This is a genomic window from Kribbella sp. NPDC056861 (genome assembly GCF_040687575.1).
GTDB lineage: Bacteria > Actinomycetota > Actinomycetes > Propionibacteriales > Kribbellaceae > Kribbella.
This window is the reverse complement of sequence record NZ_JBFBNQ010000008.1, coordinates 26,154-42,520: the sequence shown is the minus strand read 5'-3', so window position 1 is coordinate 42,520 and position 16,367 is coordinate 26,154. Positions and strand designations below refer to the sequence as shown.

17 protein-coding genes are annotated in these 16,367 nt (G+C 69.0%); 5 read left to right on the top strand and 12 right to left on the bottom strand.

What is annotated here, in order from left to right:
* Positions 1 to 47 precede the first annotated feature (47 nt).
* A complete protein-coding gene (locus tag AB0P21_RS34555) occupies positions 48 to 1,124 on the top strand; it encodes a DUF3866 family protein (RefSeq protein ID WP_363702417.1) in 1,077 nt (358 codons plus the stop codon).
* A gap of 31 nt (positions 1,125 to 1,155) precedes the next feature.
* On the top strand, positions 1,156 to 1,632 hold the full coding sequence (locus AB0P21_RS34550) for a hypothetical protein (protein ID WP_363702415.1): 477 nt from the start codon (positions 1,156 to 1,158) through the stop codon (positions 1,630 to 1,632).
* Between the two features lie 74 nt (positions 1,633 to 1,706).
* Here the strand turns inward: AB0P21_RS34550 and AB0P21_RS34545 are convergent, their stop codons facing one another.
* Together AB0P21_RS34545 and pafA are read right to left on the bottom strand one after the other, a co-directional pair.
* Positions 1,707 to 2,681 (bottom strand): FKBP-type peptidyl-prolyl cis-trans isomerase, encoded by a 975-nt coding sequence (locus AB0P21_RS34545; protein WP_363702413.1) that lies wholly within the window; start codon positions 2,679 to 2,681, stop codon positions 1,707 to 1,709.
* 195 nt (positions 2,682 to 2,876) lie between these two features.
* Positions 2,877 to 4,238: a Pup--protein ligase gene (pafA, locus tag AB0P21_RS34540; protein ID WP_363702411.1), complete on the bottom strand. Its 1,362-nt coding sequence runs from the start codon at positions 4,236 to 4,238 to the stop codon at positions 2,877 to 2,879.
* A 152-nt stretch (positions 4,239 to 4,390) separates the two neighbouring features.
* On the opposite strand from pafA, the gene AB0P21_RS34535 reads away from it, so the two are divergent.
* The gene (locus AB0P21_RS34535; RefSeq protein ID WP_363702409.1) at positions 4,391 to 5,305 is read left to right on the top strand and encodes a hypothetical protein; all 915 of its coding nucleotides are present in this window, start codon (positions 4,391 to 4,393) and stop codon (positions 5,303 to 5,305) included.
* 3 nt (positions 5,306 to 5,308) lie between these two features.
* Here AB0P21_RS34535 and AB0P21_RS34530 read toward each other — a convergent pair whose 3' ends face one another.
* From AB0P21_RS34530 to ald, 8 genes are all read right to left on the bottom strand, one after another.
* Entirely contained in the window at positions 5,309 to 6,061 is a 753-nt protein-coding gene (locus tag AB0P21_RS34530) for a pseudouridine synthase (protein ID WP_363702407.1), read from the bottom strand.
* Positions 6,039 to 6,980 carry an SMC-Scp complex subunit ScpB gene (gene scpB, locus AB0P21_RS34525; protein WP_363702405.1) on the bottom strand — a complete coding sequence of 314 codons (942 nt, stop codon included), beginning with the start codon at positions 6,978 to 6,980 and terminating at the stop codon, positions 6,039 to 6,041. The genes AB0P21_RS34530 and scpB overlap by 23 nt, the downstream gene beginning before the upstream one ends.
* Entirely contained in the window at positions 6,977 to 8,008 is a 1,032-nt protein-coding gene (locus AB0P21_RS34520; RefSeq protein WP_363702403.1) for a segregation/condensation protein A, read from the bottom strand. Before AB0P21_RS34520 ends, scpB begins: the two co-directional genes overlap by 4 nt.
* Before the next feature lie 7 nt (positions 8,009 to 8,015).
* Entirely contained in the window at positions 8,016 to 8,405 is a 390-nt protein-coding gene (locus tag AB0P21_RS34515) for a hypothetical protein (RefSeq protein WP_363702401.1), read from the bottom strand.
* Entirely contained in the window at positions 8,390 to 9,265 is an 876-nt protein-coding gene (locus tag AB0P21_RS34510) for a ParA family protein (protein WP_363703291.1), read from the bottom strand. The genes AB0P21_RS34515 and AB0P21_RS34510 overlap by 16 nt, the downstream gene beginning before the upstream one ends.
* A 434-nt stretch (positions 9,266 to 9,699) precedes the next feature.
* Positions 9,700 to 10,956 carry a low temperature requirement protein A gene (locus AB0P21_RS34505; protein WP_363702399.1) on the bottom strand — a complete coding sequence of 419 codons (1,257 nt, stop codon included), beginning with the start codon at positions 10,954 to 10,956 and terminating at the stop codon, positions 9,700 to 9,702.
* 9 nt (positions 10,957 to 10,965) lie between these two features.
* On the bottom strand, positions 10,966 to 11,907 hold the full coding sequence (gene xerD / locus AB0P21_RS34500) for a site-specific tyrosine recombinase XerD (protein WP_363703289.1): 942 nt from the start codon (positions 11,905 to 11,907) through the stop codon (positions 10,966 to 10,968).
* Positions 11,904 to 13,019 (bottom strand): alanine dehydrogenase, encoded by a 1,116-nt coding sequence (gene ald, locus AB0P21_RS34495; protein WP_363702397.1) that lies wholly within the window; start codon positions 13,017 to 13,019, stop codon positions 11,904 to 11,906. The genes xerD and ald overlap by 4 nt, the downstream gene beginning before the upstream one ends.
* A 452-nt stretch (positions 13,020 to 13,471) precedes the next feature.
* Here ald and AB0P21_RS34490 point away from each other — a divergent pair, with 452 nt between their 5' ends.
* The gene (locus tag AB0P21_RS34490; RefSeq protein ID WP_363702395.1) at positions 13,472 to 14,311 is read left to right on the top strand and encodes an LLM class F420-dependent oxidoreductase; all 840 of its coding nucleotides are present in this window, start codon (positions 13,472 to 13,474) and stop codon (positions 14,309 to 14,311) included.
* Here AB0P21_RS34490 and AB0P21_RS34485 read toward each other — a convergent pair.
* Complete coding sequence (locus tag AB0P21_RS34485; protein WP_363702393.1) at positions 14,298 to 14,735, bottom strand: cupin domain-containing protein; 438 nt, start codon at positions 14,733 to 14,735, stop codon at positions 14,298 to 14,300. The genes AB0P21_RS34490 and AB0P21_RS34485 overlap by 14 nt on opposite strands.
* Positions 14,736 to 14,758: 23 nt before the next feature.
* Here AB0P21_RS34485 and AB0P21_RS34480 point away from each other — a divergent pair, with 23 nt between their 5' ends.
* Positions 14,759 to 15,370: a hypothetical protein gene (locus tag AB0P21_RS34480; RefSeq protein WP_363702391.1), complete on the top strand. Its 612-nt coding sequence runs from the start codon at positions 14,759 to 14,761 to the stop codon at positions 15,368 to 15,370.
* On the opposite strand, the gene AB0P21_RS34475 is transcribed toward AB0P21_RS34480, so the two are convergent.
* Positions 15,367 to 16,353 carry an alpha/beta hydrolase gene (locus AB0P21_RS34475; protein WP_363702389.1) on the bottom strand — a complete coding sequence of 329 codons (987 nt, stop codon included), beginning with the start codon at positions 16,351 to 16,353 and terminating at the stop codon, positions 15,367 to 15,369. The genes AB0P21_RS34480 and AB0P21_RS34475 overlap by 4 nt on opposite strands.
* Positions 16,354 to 16,367 lie beyond the last annotated feature (14 nt).

Here is a 16,367-nt window from a genome sequence, read left to right as displayed (position 1 = left end):
TCGGACCTATTAGGGTCTGGGGGGTGATGCGGTGGCGTGAAGGACATGTGAGTGAGCTCGGGCGGAGCTGGGCCGGTGCGCAGGAGCTGACGGTGACCGTTGGTGAGCGTGCTGTGCGGGCGCTGGCCTATCCGGATCTCGTCGGCTCGCCAGTGGTCGGTGACAGGGTGCTGCTGAACGTGGGCGCCCTGGACCGCGGCCTGGGGACAGGCGGCTACGCACTGGTCGTGGCGATCCCTGACAGGCTGCCCGAGGACCCCCCGGAGACCGGGCACCTGGTCAAGGCTCGCTACACGCCGCTGCAGTCGATGGTGCTCGGTGCGGATGAGCAGGACTCGCCGGACCACGCAGTACTGCGTGATGCCGACGACCTCTTCGGTACGCCGGTAGTGGTGGCTGATCTGCACTCGGCGCTTCCCGCAGTACTGGCTGGGGTATTCGAGGCCCGGCCGGGGACTCGGGTCGTCTACGTGATGACGGATGGCGGGGCGTTGCCGCTGGCGTTCTCGCGGACTGTCTCGGCACTGCGGGACGCCAACTGGCTTGGCGGAACAGTGACGGTCGGGCAGGCGTACGGCGGCGACCGCGAGGCTGTCACGGTCCATACCGGGTTGTTGACCGCAGTGCATGTGCTGGCGGCCGAGGTGGTCGTGCTGACGCAGGGGCCGGGCAATCTGGGCACCGGTACGCGTTGGGGCTTCTCCGGCGTCCAGTCGGGTGAGGCGGTCAATGCGGTCGGCACGCTCCGCGGACGGGCTGTGGCCTCGCTCCGGATCTCGGAGGCCGACCCGCGACCCCGTCATCGGGGCATCTCGCACCACAGCCTCACGGCGTACGGGCGGGTGGCGCTGCAGCCAGCCGACGTCGTCGTACCGGATCTTGCCGGTGAATTCGGCGATGCCGTCCGGGACGCCGCCGAACCGCTCAAGGCGCGGCATCGCGTAGTACGGGTGGGGGTCGACGGCCTGTACGACGCCCTGGCGGCTGCCCCGGTCAAGCTGTCGACCATGGGCCGTGACCTGGACGCCGACCGCGCGTACTTCGAGGCAGCTGCCGCAGCGGGTCGCCACGCGGCCAGGCTGGTGGACGTACCACCACCGGGGTCGGGGTCTCAGTACTCCTGAATCGGGCGGCCGCGGCGCTCACAGTGGAACCATGGCAACCACGCAGCGCAACCTCTCGATCCACGACATCGCCCGGCGCGAACCACCGGTCCCGGTCCGGGCAGCGACTGCCGCGTGGTTCCTGGCGATCGGCGCAGGCATCGCCGAGTCGGTGGTCGCTGTCATCGGCGCGATCGGCGACCCTGCTACGTCCTGGCCTGCTCTGGTCGCCCAGCTGGCCTTCCGGGCCGTCATCTACGGCGGCCTGTTCGTCGTGGTCGACAAGTACTTCCGGCTCGGCCGCAACTGGTCCAGGCACCTGCTGGCCATTCTGCTCGGCGTGATCGGCCTGGTAACACTGCTGGTCGGACCGTTCGAGTGGCTGCGCACCGACGGCGACTTCGGCGCGGTGCAGCTCAGCGCAGGCTTCGTCGCGTTCACAGTGATCCGCACGATCCACGTGATGGCGGTGATCACCGGGGTCGTTCTGATGTACCAGCCGGAGTCCAACCGCTGGTTCCGGCGCTGATCAGAAGCAGCCCAAAAGCAGCAGGGCCGCTGCCCGGAGGCAACGGCCCTGCTGTCAGTGCTGGAGTGCGGTGACTACTGCTGCTTCGCGGCCGGGAACGAGTTCAGGACGTCGATGACCGCGAACGCGTTGGTCACCTTGCCCTTGGCGTCCTTGGCCCCCGGCAGCTCGACCAGGACGCGGCTGCCGACCGGCATCCCCGCCAGGCCGTCCAGCGCGCCGGACTCACCCTTCGGGCCCGGGCCGACCTGGAGCTTGTCGGTCGGCGACCCCGGCTGGGCCGGAGCCTGCTGCGAGGCCGGCTGGGCGTCCCAGGTGCTGGCCTGCTTCTTGCCGGTGTAGTCGAAGACCACGTAGCGGCCGACGATCTGGTCGCCCTTCGCGATCGGCTTGCCCTTGCCGGTGGCCAGGATGACGGGCTTGCCCGGCTTGGCCGGGGCCTTGGTGCCGGCCGGCACGGTGACCTTCGGCTCCGCGTTCAGCTCGCCGGTGACCTTGAACGGCGTCGCGGCGGACGCGACCGGGTCGGCGTCGAGCTTGGTGGTGTTCGAGCTGCTGCCGAACAGGTCGACGACGAAGATCAGCGTGTCGTCCTTGGTGATACCGGCCTGCTCGTTGCCGCCGGCCGGGCCGTAGCCCTTGTCCGCGGGGATCGAGAGGATCACGCGGCTGCCGACCTTCTTGCCGACCAGCGCCTCGTCCCAGCCCTTGATGACGCCGCCGATCCCGATCGGGAACGACGACGGCGCGCCGCGGTCGTAGGAGTTGTCGAACACCTTGCCGTCACGCCAGATCTGGCCCAGGTAGTTGGCGGTCAGGTAGTCGCCCTTCTTGACCTCCGGACCGTCGCCTTCCTTCACCACCTCGGTCAGCAGAGCCTTGTCCGGCTCCCCGTCCTTGTGGGTCACGGTCGGCTTCTTACCGAACTCCTCGGTCGCCTTGACCCCGATCTTGCCGAAGTCGCCCCCGGCTTTGGAATCATCGGAGCCGCAGGCGGCCAGGGAGGTCCCCAGCGCCACTACAGCGACCAGACTCAACAGCTTGCGCACGAACGAGCACCTCGAAATCTCACGGCTGGGCTCCGGCCGATGGCGGGCCCGCCTGGATATACGGCCAGATGAACTCGCCCACCCTAGCCTGCGGGCCCAAGCCGACGACCGGCCACCTCAGTCACCGTTCGGTCACGTCACGCAGCGTCGCAGCAGTAACCCCCGGTACGCCGTACCGGGGGTTACTGGCAGGTGTCACATGCTGGCGATGAGCTTCTCGACCCGCTCGTCGTGGGACTTGAACGGGTCCTTGCACAGCACCGTGCGCTGGGCCTGGTCGTTCAGCTTCAGGTGCACCCAGTCGACGGTGAAGTCGCGGCGGCGCTCCTGGGCCTTCTTGATGAACTCGCCGCGCAGCCGGGCCCGGGTGGTCTGCGGCGGCACCGACTTGGCCTCGAAGACCCGCAGGTCGTCGACGACGCGGGTGACCGCGCCCTTGCGCTCGAGCAGGTAGTAGAGCCCGCGCGGGCGGTGGATGTCGTGGTACGCCAGGTCGAGCTGGGCCACCCGCGGACTGGCCAGGCCGAGGTTGTTCTGCTGGCGGTAGCGCTCGATCAGCCGGTACTTGATCACCCAGTCGATCTCGCGCTCGATCCCGGACAGGTCGCCGGACTCGATCGCCTTCAGGCAGCGCTCCCACAGGTTCAGCGCGCGCTCCACCGCCGGGGTGCCGAGCTCGCGGCGGTCGACGAAGTCGCGGGCCTTGTTCAGGTACTCGCCCTGGATGTCCAGCGCGCTGGCCTCGCGGCCGTTGGCCAGCCGGACCTCGCGCTTGCCGGTCATGTCGTGGCTGATCTCGCGGATCGCCCGGATCGGGTTGTCCAGGGTCAGGTCGCGCATCACGATGCCGGCCTCGATCATCCGCAGGACCAGATCGGTGCTGGCCACCTTGAGCAGCATCGTGGTCTCGGACATGTTCGAGTCGCCGACGATCACGTGCAGGCGGCGGAACCGCTCGGCGTCGGCGTGCGGCTCGTCGCGGGTGTTGATGATCGGCCGGGACCGGGTCGTCGCGCTGGAGACGCCCTCCCAGATGTGCTCGGCCCGCTGGCTCACGGAGTACACCGCGCCCCGGGGCGTCTGCAGCACCTTGCCGGCGCCGCAGATCAGCTGCCGGGTGACCAGGAACGGGATCAGCACGTCGGCGAGCTTGGCGAAGTCGCCGTGCCGGCTGACCAGGTAGTTCTCGTGGCAGCCGTAGGAGTTGCCGGCCGAGTCGGTGTTGTTCTTGAACAGGTAGACGTCGCCGAAGATGCCCTCGTCGTGCAGCCTCTTCTGCGCGTCGACGAGCAGTCCTTCGAGGATCCGCTCGCCCGCCTTGTCGTGTGCGATCAGGTCGGTGACCGAATCGCACTCGCCGGTCGCGTACTCCGGATGGGAGCCCACGTCGAGGTAGAGCCGGGCCCCGTTGCGGAGGAAGACGTTGCTGCTCCGCCCCCAGGACACGACGCGCCGAAACAAGTACCGGGCCACCTCATCGGGGGTCAGTCGGCGCTGACCGCGAAAAGTGCAGGTGACTCCGTACTCGTTCTCCAGGCCGAAGATTCGCCGGTTCACATCACCCACCCTACGACCCTGCTCCGACAATCGGGACGAGTCTCAGGCGCGCCGTCACCGCTTCGTTGCCCGGCAACATTTCCGGTCCTTGCCGCATCAAGCACAGAGAGTGGCGTTGTGACGGTCCGGCAGTGACTACTGAGGGGGATGCGATGAGCAGAAGGCGGAGTACGGTCGCGGGGTTGCTGGGGGGTGTGTTGCTGGCGGCATCGTTCGCCGTAGTACCGGCGAGTGCTGCGAGTGCGGCGAATCCGTGTGGGCTTGCGGTGGGTTCGGTGACAGCAGGCGGCGATCACCGTCTGCAAGGAGTCACGGCCGGTACGCCGCCTACGGCCGGCACTGCGGTGGTCGGCCCGAAAGACCTGTATCCGGACGGTGCCGCGCGACTGCCCAGCTCACTCGGCTTCGAACCGGTCGTGCCGGTCGGCGTCCAGCGATCGGGGCTGGTGGTGATCGGCCCACGGATGTACTACACGGGCTACACCACCGACGGCAACGGCGAGATCGTGCCGGGCTCGAACGCGTTGAGTCTGGTCGGAGGCGGCTGGACGCAGTACCACCGGTACTTCGAGCGCAGCACCTATGCGGACATCAGCTTCAGCCGGCAGCACACCTACGCCCTGGTGGACGACGTGATCGCGCGCTGGACGGTCACCAAGGACGGCTGGCGGTACTACACGACGTTCCCCGGATTCACCTCGGTGAAGACGATGACGCTGATCAGCCAGACCCGCACGTACGACACGTTCCTGGCGACCACCAACGGCGGCGCGCTCTACACGATCCGGGTGTCGACCGGGGGCACGGCGCCGGTGGTGAAGAAGGTCCGGGCATCGACCTGGCAGGGCTTCGACGCGCTGATCGCCGAGAGGTGCGGAGTACAGGGCACGTTGCTGCTGGGGATCGACAAGGACACCCAGAGCGGCTACCTGTACGCCGTGGGGCACGCCAACGGCACCGCCACGGTAATTCAGGGACTCGGGAAGGTGCCCGCTACCTTCGCCGAGTCCAACTACTTCCGCTACTTCCTCGACACCCCCGAAGCCGGGCACCTGTTCGGGGAGTGAGCCTCAGAGGTCGACGAGGTCGAGGAGCTGGCCGAGCTCCTTGCTGTCGAGTTCGCGCAGCTCGCCGGTGTGCAGGTTGCCTCGGCGGACCGGGCCGATCGCGGTCCGGGTGAGGCGCTTGACCGGGTGGTTGATCGCGTCGAACATCCGGCGGACGATCCGGTTCCGGCCTTCGTGCAGGGTGATCTGGACCAGCGTGCGGCCCTTGATGCTGGACATCTCGCGCACCGTGTCGGCCTGGGCCGGACCGTCCTCGAGGGTGACGCCGTCGGTCAGCCGCCGCAGGGTGCCCGTCTTGACGTTTCCCTCGACCTCGGCGACGTACGTCTTGGACACCTCGTACGACGGGTGCGCGAGCCGGTGCGCGAACTCACCGTGGTTGGTGAGCAGCAGCAGCCCCTCGGTGTCGGTGTCGAGCCGGCCGATGTGGAACAGCCGCTCCGAGCGATCCTGCACGTAGTCGGCGACACACGGCCGGCCCTGCGGGTCGGACATCGTGGTGACGACACCGCGCGGCTTGTTCAGCACGATGTAGACGTGCGCGGTCACCGGCGGGATCCGCTCGCCGTCGACCCGGATCACCGACACGGCCGGATCGACCCGGGTGCCGAACTCGGTGATCACCTTGCCGTCGACCTCGACCCGGCCCTGCCCGATCATCTCCTCGGCGGTCCGCCGGCTGGCCACGCCTGCCTGCGCCAGCGCCTTCTGCAGCCGAATCCCGGATTCCTCTTCAGCCACGTGTAGCACTCTCATCCGTCTCACCACGGGCGAGACCGTCGTCGGCCTCATCCCCGCTCAGTTCTTCGCTGTCTTCTTCTTCGTCCTCTTCTACCACCGGTGCGGCCGGCGGCGCCAAGTCGTTCTCGATCGGTCCCGCGTCCTCCTCGGCAGAAGCCGTCTCCTGCTCGGCACCAGCAGTCGCCTGCGCGGCCAGCTCCTCTTCCATGTCGTCCATCTCCGGAAGGTAGGGAGCCAGCTCAGGCAGATCGTCCAGCGACTGCATCCCCATCCGCTCGAGGAAGTACGACGTGGTCCGGTACAGCGTCGACTGCGACTCGGTGTCGGGCCCGGCTTCCTCGAGCAACCCGCGGGTAATCAACGTCCGCATCACGCCGTCGACGTTCACGCCACGGATGGCGGAGACCCGCGCGCGGCTGACCGGCTGCTTGTAGGCGACCACCGCGAGCGTCTCCAGCGCCGCCTGGGTGAGCCGCGACTGCTGACCGTCGAGCACGAAGCGTTCGACGTACAGGGCGGTGTCCTCGCGGGTGTAGTACCGCCAGCCGCCGCCGACCTCCCGCAGGTCGAACCCACGCCCCTGCTCGGTGTACTCCGCCGACAACTCCGCCAGCCCCGCCGTGACGTCCGCGATCGCCCGCCCCACGGTGCGCGCCAGCATCAGCACCGGCAACGGCTCGTCGGAGACCATCAGGATCGCTTCCAGCGCCCGCCGCATGGTGACGTCGTCGATGGCGTCCTCCGCCACCACGACATCCTCCTCCAGCAACGCCGCGACATCCCCCTCAACCGGCACCCCCTCGGCGACCTCAGCTTCAGCAGTGTCCGCGGCTTCAGCAGTGTCAGCGGTTTCTGTGCTGCTGACCGACTCCAAGGCATCAGCGGTGGCGGCCTCGGACTGCGCTTGCAGGTCGGGGGTCTGGTTCTCGGTCACTGCTCCACCGTCTCGTGCTCTTCCGGCCCGGTCTCGGGCTCGGGGTCTGACTCGGTCAGGACTTCGCCGGCCTCCAGGAAGTCCGGCTCGTCCGGGACCACCGGGGCCTCGCCCTCACCGTCGGCCGGCACCGCCACCTCGTCGAACTCGTCCCCCACCGCGATCTCGCCGTCGTCGGTCCCGGTCCACCGCACCGTCAACTCCCCCAGCGGCGTCTCCTGCTCGAACGTCACCGCCGCCTCCCGGAACAACTCCAGCAGCGCCAGGAACCGGCACACCGTCGTCACCGTGTCCGGCGAGTCCGCCACCAGCAACCGGAACGTCGTACTGCGCTGCCGCCGCAACCGGTCGATGATCACCGTGGCCTGCTCCCGCACCGTGACCGCCGGCGCGTGCAGGTGCGCCAGCGAGACACCCTCCGGTACGACGTCCTTCTTCGGCGCCAGCGCCCGCGCGGCCAGCTTCGCCAGCCCGGCCGGGTCGACACCGAGCAGCACCTCGGGCAGCAGATCCGCGAACCGCGGCTCCATCCCGACCGACCGCGGGAAGCGCTTCGCCTCCTCGGCCATCCGGACCTGCATCAACGCCGCGATCTGCTTGAACGCGCGGTACTGCAGCAGTCGCGCGAACAGCAGGTCCCGCGCCTCCAGCAGCGCCAGGTCCTCGGCGTCCTCGACATCGCCCGACGGCAGCAACCGGGCCGCCTTGAGATCCAGCAGCGTCGCCGCGATCAGCAGGAACTCCGACGTCTGGTCCAGGTCCCACTCGGAGCCGAGCGCCTTGATGTAGGCGATGAACTCGTCGGTGATCACCGACAGCGCGATCTCGGTGATGTCCAGCTTGTGCTTGCTGATCAGCTGCAGCAGCAGGTCGAACGGGCCCTCGAAGTTGACCAGGTGGACGTTGAAGCCCTTGCTCTCGGCCACCACCGGCGACTCCGGGTCGTGCACCCCGGGCAGCTCGATCGGCGGCTCCGAGGGTTCCGCCGCGGCTCCCGCGGCGGCCTCGGGAGCCAGGGCGTCACTCATCGCCCGGTCACTCCGGCGCCGCGGCCCGCAGGCGCTGCACCAGCACCGAGTCGGGTCCGTGGTCGACGAAATCGGCCAGCAGCACGTCGATCGCCTCCCGGACGATCCGGCCGCGATCGGCCGTCAGGCCGTGCTCGGCGCGCAGCGCGAGCCGAGTCTGTTCGAGTCCGAGCAGCTCTTCCTCCGTCACGTACACGGTGATCTTCGTGTCGTGCCGGATCCGTCCACTGGACTTGCGGTCCTCGACGACGACCGTACGGGCCCGTCCGTTCGAACCGGGGCGGTCGTCGGCCAGCGACGAACCGTCAGTGGTGGTGCGCTTCTCGGGTCTGGTCTGCTTGGGTGCCGCACCCCCGAACAGCTCGCTGGCACCTGGCAGGCTTACCCGGCGGGACAACGCGCGAGCACCTCCTTGGCAAGGTCGCGGTACTGGGTAGCCGCTGATGAGGACGGCGCGTACGTCGTGATCGGCTCGCCGACGACCGTGGTCTCGGGGAACTTGACGGTACGCCGGATGACAGTGTGGAAGACCCGCTCGTCGAAGGCCTGGACGACCCGGTCGAGCACCTCCCGGGCGTGCGTGGTGCGGCCGTCGAACATGGTGCCGAGGATGCCGACGATCTCCAGCTTCGGGTTCAGCCGGTCCTGCACCTTGCCGATCGTGTCGGTCAGCATCGCCAGGCCGCGGAGCGCGAAGAACTCGCACTCCAGCGGGACCACGATCCCGTTCGACGCGGTCAGCGCGTTCACGGTGAGCAGGCCCAGCGACGGCGCGCAGTCGATCAGGATCACGTCGTACAGCGGGATGATCGGCTCGAGCACGCGCGACAGCGTGTACTCCCGGGCGACCTCCTGGACCAGCTGCACCTCGGCCGCGGACAGGTCGATGTTGGCCGGCAGCAGGTCGAGGTTCGGCACCTTGGTGGCCTGGATCACCTCGTCCGGGGTGATGTCGCGCTGCATCAGCAGGTTGTAGACGGAGATCTCCAGGTCGTGCGGCTGGACGCCGAGACCGATGGAGGCCGAGCCCTGCGGGTCGAAGTCGATCAGCAGCACCTTGCGCCCGGTCTCGGCGATCGCGGCGCCCAGGTTGATGGTCGTCGTGGTCTTGCCGACGCCACCCTTCTGGTTGCACATGGCGATCACCTGCGCGGGACCGCGCCGGGTCGGCGGCAGGACGTCCGGCAGGTAGGGCAAGGGCCGTCCGGTCGGCCCGATCTTGCCCGTCGCACCGTTCGGGTCATTCACAGGGTGCATGTCCTCCGCGGTGAGCTTGGCCGTCGGCCGGGGCATCTCCGCATAGTTGCTGGGTGGGGTGACGGTCCGGGGCGGAACCGGGGGCGTCGGTGCTGGTGCCTCGACAGGTGGTGCCTCGGCCGCTGTCTCGGCGGGTACTGCGGGGGGCGTGGCGGGCGCCGGGTCGGGAGTCGACGACATCGGTTCCGTCGACGACGACAGGTACTGGGGGCCCGGGAATGTCGACTCGTTCATGACTCGTCAAACCTCTCAACCGATACGGGCGATCCCAGCGACTGTAAGCGTGCATTCAAGCACTCTCAACCAGCCACTCCGCAGTGGGGTCTCACGTACTTCCGGACACAGCCGAACACCCCGCCAGAGTGACCGACCGTGACGGAATGATCGCACACCGCTGCGGATTTCCGCACATCGGACCCGCCGAGGGGCCGAGGTCAGCTCTTCTGCCGGTCCACCAGGCTGTTGTAGGTGGAGAACCAGGCCAGGAACCCCCACACCAGTACGGCGAGAGCCCAGCCCGGCAGCGCGTGCCCGAAGATCGCGACCGCCACTGTGGCCAGCAGGCTCGGCAGCAGCCAGCCGAGGTACCACTTGAGCGGCGCCTTGCCTGCCAGCCCGGCGAAGAGACTGGTGAGCAGGTAGAGCGCCAGCCCACCGAACAGGAACCACCGGTCCTTGGTGTGCAGGTGCTCGGCCGCCTCGGGGATCAGCGATCCGAAGCCGGCCGCGATCGCCACGATCGCGGCGGTGACACCCAGATGGGCAGGGATCGACTGCCACGGCTCCAGCGGCGCAGTGGTTCGCGGAGCCGGGCTGAAGCCGTACAGCGTGGTCAGCTGCCACAGCGAGACCAGGACGAGGAAGGCGGCGAGCGAAGCCCCGATCACTGGCCGGGTCCAGGGCTCCTCGCCGTTCGCGGCGACCATCTGTGCCAGCGCCTCGCCCAGCACGATGATCACGAACAGTCCCAGCCGCTCGTCCAGGTGTCCGCGCTGCACCTGCGCCACGGACAGGTACGTCGTCGGCTGGGTCTGCAATTGGTCCGGGGAGAGCCCCCGCTCGATCAGCCGGGCCAGGTGCCGCTCCTGCCGCCGGTCCTGGTCCTCCTGGCGCCTGCGGAAGCGCTTGGTGATCTCCTCGATGCTCCGCGGACTCCGGGCGCCCAGCATCGAGAAGCCGATGTCAACGACGATCGCCACGCCCCACAGCCAGTAGGCGACAGTGTGCGGGACGAAGAGCGAGGCCACCCACGGCGCGGCCGAGACGCTCTGCGTGGCCGGCCAGAAGGCGATCACCTGACCGTCCCGGGCCGCGGACCTCGACGCGATCACCCGGCAGACCAGGAACGCGACCACGAACGCAGTGGTCCGCCCCTCGAGCTCGTCGTGCTCGCCAGGCAACAGCTCCGGCCACACCCCCGGCACTGTCGCCGCCATCACGGCGATGCCGAGCATGGTTCGCAGTACTGCGCGCCGCCGGGTCCGCTCGCCGGCGACGTTCGCGTAGATGCTGGTGGTCGTCCAGACACTCCAGATCGCGTAGTACATCGCGGCGCATGCGGCGACCTGCCCGATCGTCTCCGCGCCGTGCAACCGGTGCGAGATCTGCGCGGCGGCGGCGACCACCGTCAGATCGAAGAACAGTTCCAGCCAGCTCGCATGCCGCTCTTCGGGTGTCTTCTCGTCTGCCACGGCCCCAAGTTAAGAGGAAGACAGCGCCCTGGGGTGGGAGGTCGCGTAGACCTCGCGAAGTTTGTCGACCGTCACCAGGGTGTAGACCTGCGTCGTGGTGACGGAGGCGTGCCCCAGGAGCTCCTGCACGACCCGTACGTCGGCGCCGCCGTCCAGCAGGTGCGTGGCGAACGAGTGGCGCAGCGTGTGCGGGGAGATCTCCTTGTGGATCCCGGCCCGCTCCGCTGCGCGGCGTAGTACGGTCCAGGCGCTTTGGCGGGACAGGCGACCGCCACGGGCGTTCAGGAAGAGCGCATGTGACCCACGACCCCGCTGCACGAGGTCCGGCCGCCCACGCACCTGGTACGCCGACAGCGCCTCGCGGGCATAGGAGCCGACCGGTACGACGCGCTCCTTGTGACCCTTGCCGCGCAGCAGCACCGCGCCGGCTTCCAGGTCGACCTCATCCACATCCAGCCCGACAGCCTCCGAGATGCGCGCACCGGTCCCGTAGAGGAACTCCAGCAGCGCAGCATCCCGAGTAGCCAGTACTGCGGGCTCCGCCTCCGCCCCGGCCGCTGCAGCGAGGATCCGGGTCACCTCGTCGACCGACAGGGCCTTCGGCAGCCGTTTCGGCGGCGCAGGTGGCTTCACCGACGTCGCCGGGTCGATAGCGGTCAGCCCCTCGCGCAGGAGGAACTTGTGGAACCCACGGACCGCCACCACGGTCCGGCCCGCACTGGAGGCGGTCAGCGGCGGGTGGTCGGCGTCCCCCTCGCGCAAGCGCATCAGGAAGTCGCCGATGACGGCCTCGGAGATCCTCCCGAGACTGTCGATGTCCACCGCCGCCAGGTAGCCGTCGTACCGGCGCAGGTCCCGCCGGTAGGACGCCAGGGTGTTGGCGGCCAGCCCGCGCTCGACCGTCAGATGGTCGAGGTACGAGCTGACCGCCCGGGTGATCTCCCGGCTCAGACCAGCACCTCGTCGAGCTTCAGCTGGTCGAGACCGTGCGCCTCCGCGACCGGGCCGTAGGTGACGTGGCCGGCGTGCGTGTTCAGGCCCAGCGCGAGCGGGTGGTCCTGCTTCAGCGCCTCGCGCCAGCCCAGGTTCGCCAGGTCGACGGCGTACGGCAGCGTCACGTTGGTGAGCGCGTACGTCGAGGTGTTCGGCACCGCGCCCGGCATGTTCGCGACGCAGTAGAACAGCGAGTTGTGCACCTTGTAGACCGGGTCGGCGTGGGTGGTCGGCTTCGAGTCCTCGAAGCAGCCGCCCTGGTCGATCGCGATGTCGACCAGCACGCTGCCCGGCTTCATCTGGGCGACCAGGTCGTTGCTGACCAGCTTCGGCGCCTTCGCGCCGGTGACCAGCACCGCGCCGATCACGAGGTCGGCCTGGAGCACCGCCTTCTCGATCTCGAACGCGTTCGACGCGACCGTGCGCAGGTGACCCTGGTAGGTGGTGTCCGCGTCCCGCAGCCGGGCGATGTTGCGGTCGAACAGCTGCACCTCGGCCTGCATGCCGAGCGCGATCGCCGCCGCGTTCATCCCCGCGACACCGGCGCCGATGATGACGACCCGGGCCGCGTGCACGCCGGAGACACCACCCATCAGGACGCCGCGGCCGCCGCCGTTGGCCATCAGGTGGTAGGAGCCGGCCTGCGGCGCCAGCCGGCCCGCGACCTCGCTCATCGGGGCCAGCAGCGGCAGCGAGCCGTCCGGCAGCTGAACCGTCTCGTAGGCGATCGCGGTGATCCCCGAGTCGACCAGCGCGGTGGTGGTCTCGCGGCTGGCGGCCAGGTGCAGGTAGGTGAACAGCACCTGGTCCTTGCGCATCCGGTGGTACTCCTCGGCCACCGGCTCCTTGACCTTCAGCACCAGCTCGGCGTCGGCCCAGACGTCGTCGGCGGTGGGGACGATCCGGGCGCCCGCCGCGACGAACTCCTCATCGGGCAGCAGCGAGCCGGAGCCGGCCCCCTGCTGGATCAGAACCTCGTGACCGTTGCGCACGAACTCGTGCACGCCGGCCGGGGTGATCGCCACCCGGTACTCGTGGTTCTTGACTTCCTTCGGTACTCCGACCTTCACAACTTGCCCTTCTTCCGTATCCAGGTGACGACTCGGAGGCTTGCGTTTCCGCGTCGCAGCGGCGCACATCGATGTGCTCCGCGGCCCGGGCGTTTCGAGGGGTTGGGAACGCCAGGTCGCTGCCGAGTGTACGACCGCCGGGTTCATACCACCCGACGGGTTGGTCTTGTCGGACGCCGACGCGCAGAAATGCCGCGTGGCAGTCCTATTAATCTTTACCGATCTCTTTCGCAGCAGGGTTTTGGTCACCCGTTCAGCTACTTTCCAGTACCCATCCGACGGCCTTTCAGCCGTCTCAGCCAGTGGTTGCGGGAGCAACGATCGTTGAGTGCCGGCCGGGCGTCGGCGATGCTGGCAACTGCCATCGTTGCCAGGTGAGGCCCCAGGCTGGAATGGTGGTGCTTCCGCCCGCTGTTGCCGTTGTTGTGACGTATCGACGAGAGGAGCACGACGTGGCGGTCGATCTGGGACGTTTCGGGATCTGGCACCAGGCCGAGCAGTGGGGTCCCGAGCTTGCCGCGGGGGTCGAGCAGGCGGGCTACGGCACGCTCTGGCTCGGGGGTTCCCCGACCGAGGACCTGCGGGACGCGGAGGTGCTGCTCGCCTCGACCACCACCGCGGTGGTCGGCACCAGCATCGTGAACATGTGGAAGGCCGACCCGGCGGTGCTGGCGGAGTCGTACCAGCGGCTCGAGTCCGAGCAGCCCGGCCGGTTCGTGCTGGGGGTCGGGATCGGGCACCCCGAGCACACCGGCGAGTACAAGTCGCCGTACGAGACGATCGTCGACTACCTGGACGCGCTCGACGACGGCAAGGTGCCGGTGGACCGCCGGATGCTGGCGGCCCTCGGCCCGCGGGTGCTGAAGCTGTCGGCCGAGCGGACCGGCGGCGCGTTGCCGTACCTGACGGTCCCCGAGCACACCCGGCAGGCGCGCGAGACGCTCGGCGCCGGAGTGCTGCTGGCGCCGGAGCAGAAGGTGGTGCTGGAGACCGACGCCGAGATCGCCCGGGCGATCGGCCGGGACTACCTGGCGACCTACCTGAAGCTCACCAACTACACCAGCAACCTGAAGCGGCTCGGCTACACCGACGACGACTTCGCGGCCGGTGGCAGCGACGAGCTGGTCGACGCGCTGGTGCTGCACGGGACCGCGGTGCAGATCGCCGCGGGTCTTCAGGAGCACCTTGACGCCGGCGCCGACCAGGTCGTCATCCAGCAGCTGGGCAAGGAAGGCCCCGACCTGCTGCCCGGCTACGAGGCGCTGGCCATGGTGCTGATCAGCGCAAGGTGAAGTCGGCGAAGTCGAAGCCCGGGGAGACGATGCAGGACACCAGTACCGGCTGATCCCCTGTCGGCCGAGCAGCTTGCCAAGCACCCGCCGGTACTACGGCCTGCGGGTGCTGGCCTGCCTTCACATCCGGCCCCAACGTGATGGCCTGCGACTCCCCCGGGTCGTCACCGGTGCCGCCGAGCTCCAGCGTCAGCGGGCCGCCGCTGTGCCACAACCAGATCTCCGCCGACCGCACCCGATGCCAGCGCGACTCCTCCCCTGGCGCCAGCAGGAAGTAGATGGCCGTCGCACTGGCCCGCTCCCCGTCGTACCCGTCGGGCTGGAAGGACACCTCCGACCGCCAGGTCTCCCGGAACCAGCCGCCCTCCGGGTGCTGCTCCAGGTCCAACTCCACTGCCAGTTCCGGCCGCTGCTCAGTCGCCACCTCCAGACCGTAGCCTTCTGCGCATGAGCGACGTCGAGAGGCCCAGCGAGTACCACCGCCGACTCCCGTACGGCGAACGCGTAGCGGCTGACCCAGTGCTGGGCGGGCCGTTCTTCCCGTTCGAGGGCGATCTCCAGGTAGTCCCCCTGGCCGAGCCCGTCCTGCCTGAGCCGCCCCGCGCCGGCGAGCCCGGCGGGACGTCCTGCCACACCTGCACCGACCCGGAGGGCTACGCCATCTGGGGAGACGACCAGTGGATCCTCAAAGCGGGCCTCGAGCCCACCGGCCTGCAGATGATCGCCCTGCTCGTCCCCCGCGAGCACTACCGGCTGGACAACCTGCCGCCCGAACTGACCGCCACACTCGGTCCGATGATCCAGCGGACCGCAGGTGCGATCCGCCGGATCCCCGGTGTCGGCAGGACTCACTTCAACCGCTGGGGGGACGGCAGCGAGCACTTCCACGTCTGGTTCCTGGCCCGGCCGCTCGGCATGATGCAGCTTCGCGGCTCGATGATCGCCACCTGGGCCGACCTGCTGCCGCCGGTGCCGGACGAGGAGTTTGCAGTCAACGCCCGCACGGTGGCCGCCGCCCTCGCCGAGGTCTCCGGGACCCCACTCGGTCGAGGCGTCTAGATGTGGCGCTGGGTCCAGCGCGCCAGCAGTGGGTAGAAGGTCGGCGCTGTCCGGTGGAGATTGAGGACGTGGCCGGTGCTGGGGACAGCTATCGCTTGCAGGTCGGCCGTCGGGGCGTAGTACGGGCGTTCGCCGGCGAGTAGAGCGGCCGAACTGGAGCAGTCGGACGCGCCTGGGCCGCAGATCAACCGGTCGTACTGCCCGACCACGACCAGGACCGGCACCTTGATCCTGCGGTTGAGCTCGACCGACCCGAACTCGGGGTCGCTCGAGAAGACATCGGGCTCCGGGTTGGCCTCGTCACGCCTGAGGACAGCCCGGTCGGTGGTCGGACCGTAGTAGAACCAACCGAGCCGCGCCCCGGGACGCAGTACGCCGTATCCGTCGTCGAGCCCTCGCCCCGCCAGCAACGGATGCTGCGACGCGGTGACGTAGTCCGCCCCGAGTTGCTCGAACGCCGGCCAGTTGGGCGTGCTCGACTCACCGGTCAGGATCAGCCCGTCGACGTCGTCCGGGTAGTGCACCGCGATCATCCGCGAGACCGTCGACCCCAGTGAGTTCCCGACCAGCACGACTCGCTGGTGCCGGAACCTCCGTAGTACCTGGTGAATCGTGAAGACCTGGCTGTCCGGCGCGAAGCTGCTGCTCGGCGGCGCCGAGCTCCGCCCGGTGCCGATCCGGTCCAGCGCGAACGTCGTGTACCCCGCGCGGTTCATCGCCTCGACATAGGACGACCCCCAACTCCAGTAGTTCCGGTCGTAACCGCCGCCGGGAATCAGCACCTGGACCACGCCGCGATCCCGGCCCCGCGGCCGGCACAGGGTCCCCGAGATCTTCGCGTCCACCGGTCGTCCCGCGCTCATCGCCACCGGGATCTCCACTGTCCGGCACCCCGCTCCGGAGGCCACCGCCGTTCCGGGCACCAGCCCGAGAACCAGCCCCATCACCGTCACGCCGACTACCAACCACTTCCTGCGCTGCATCGAACCCCTCTCGA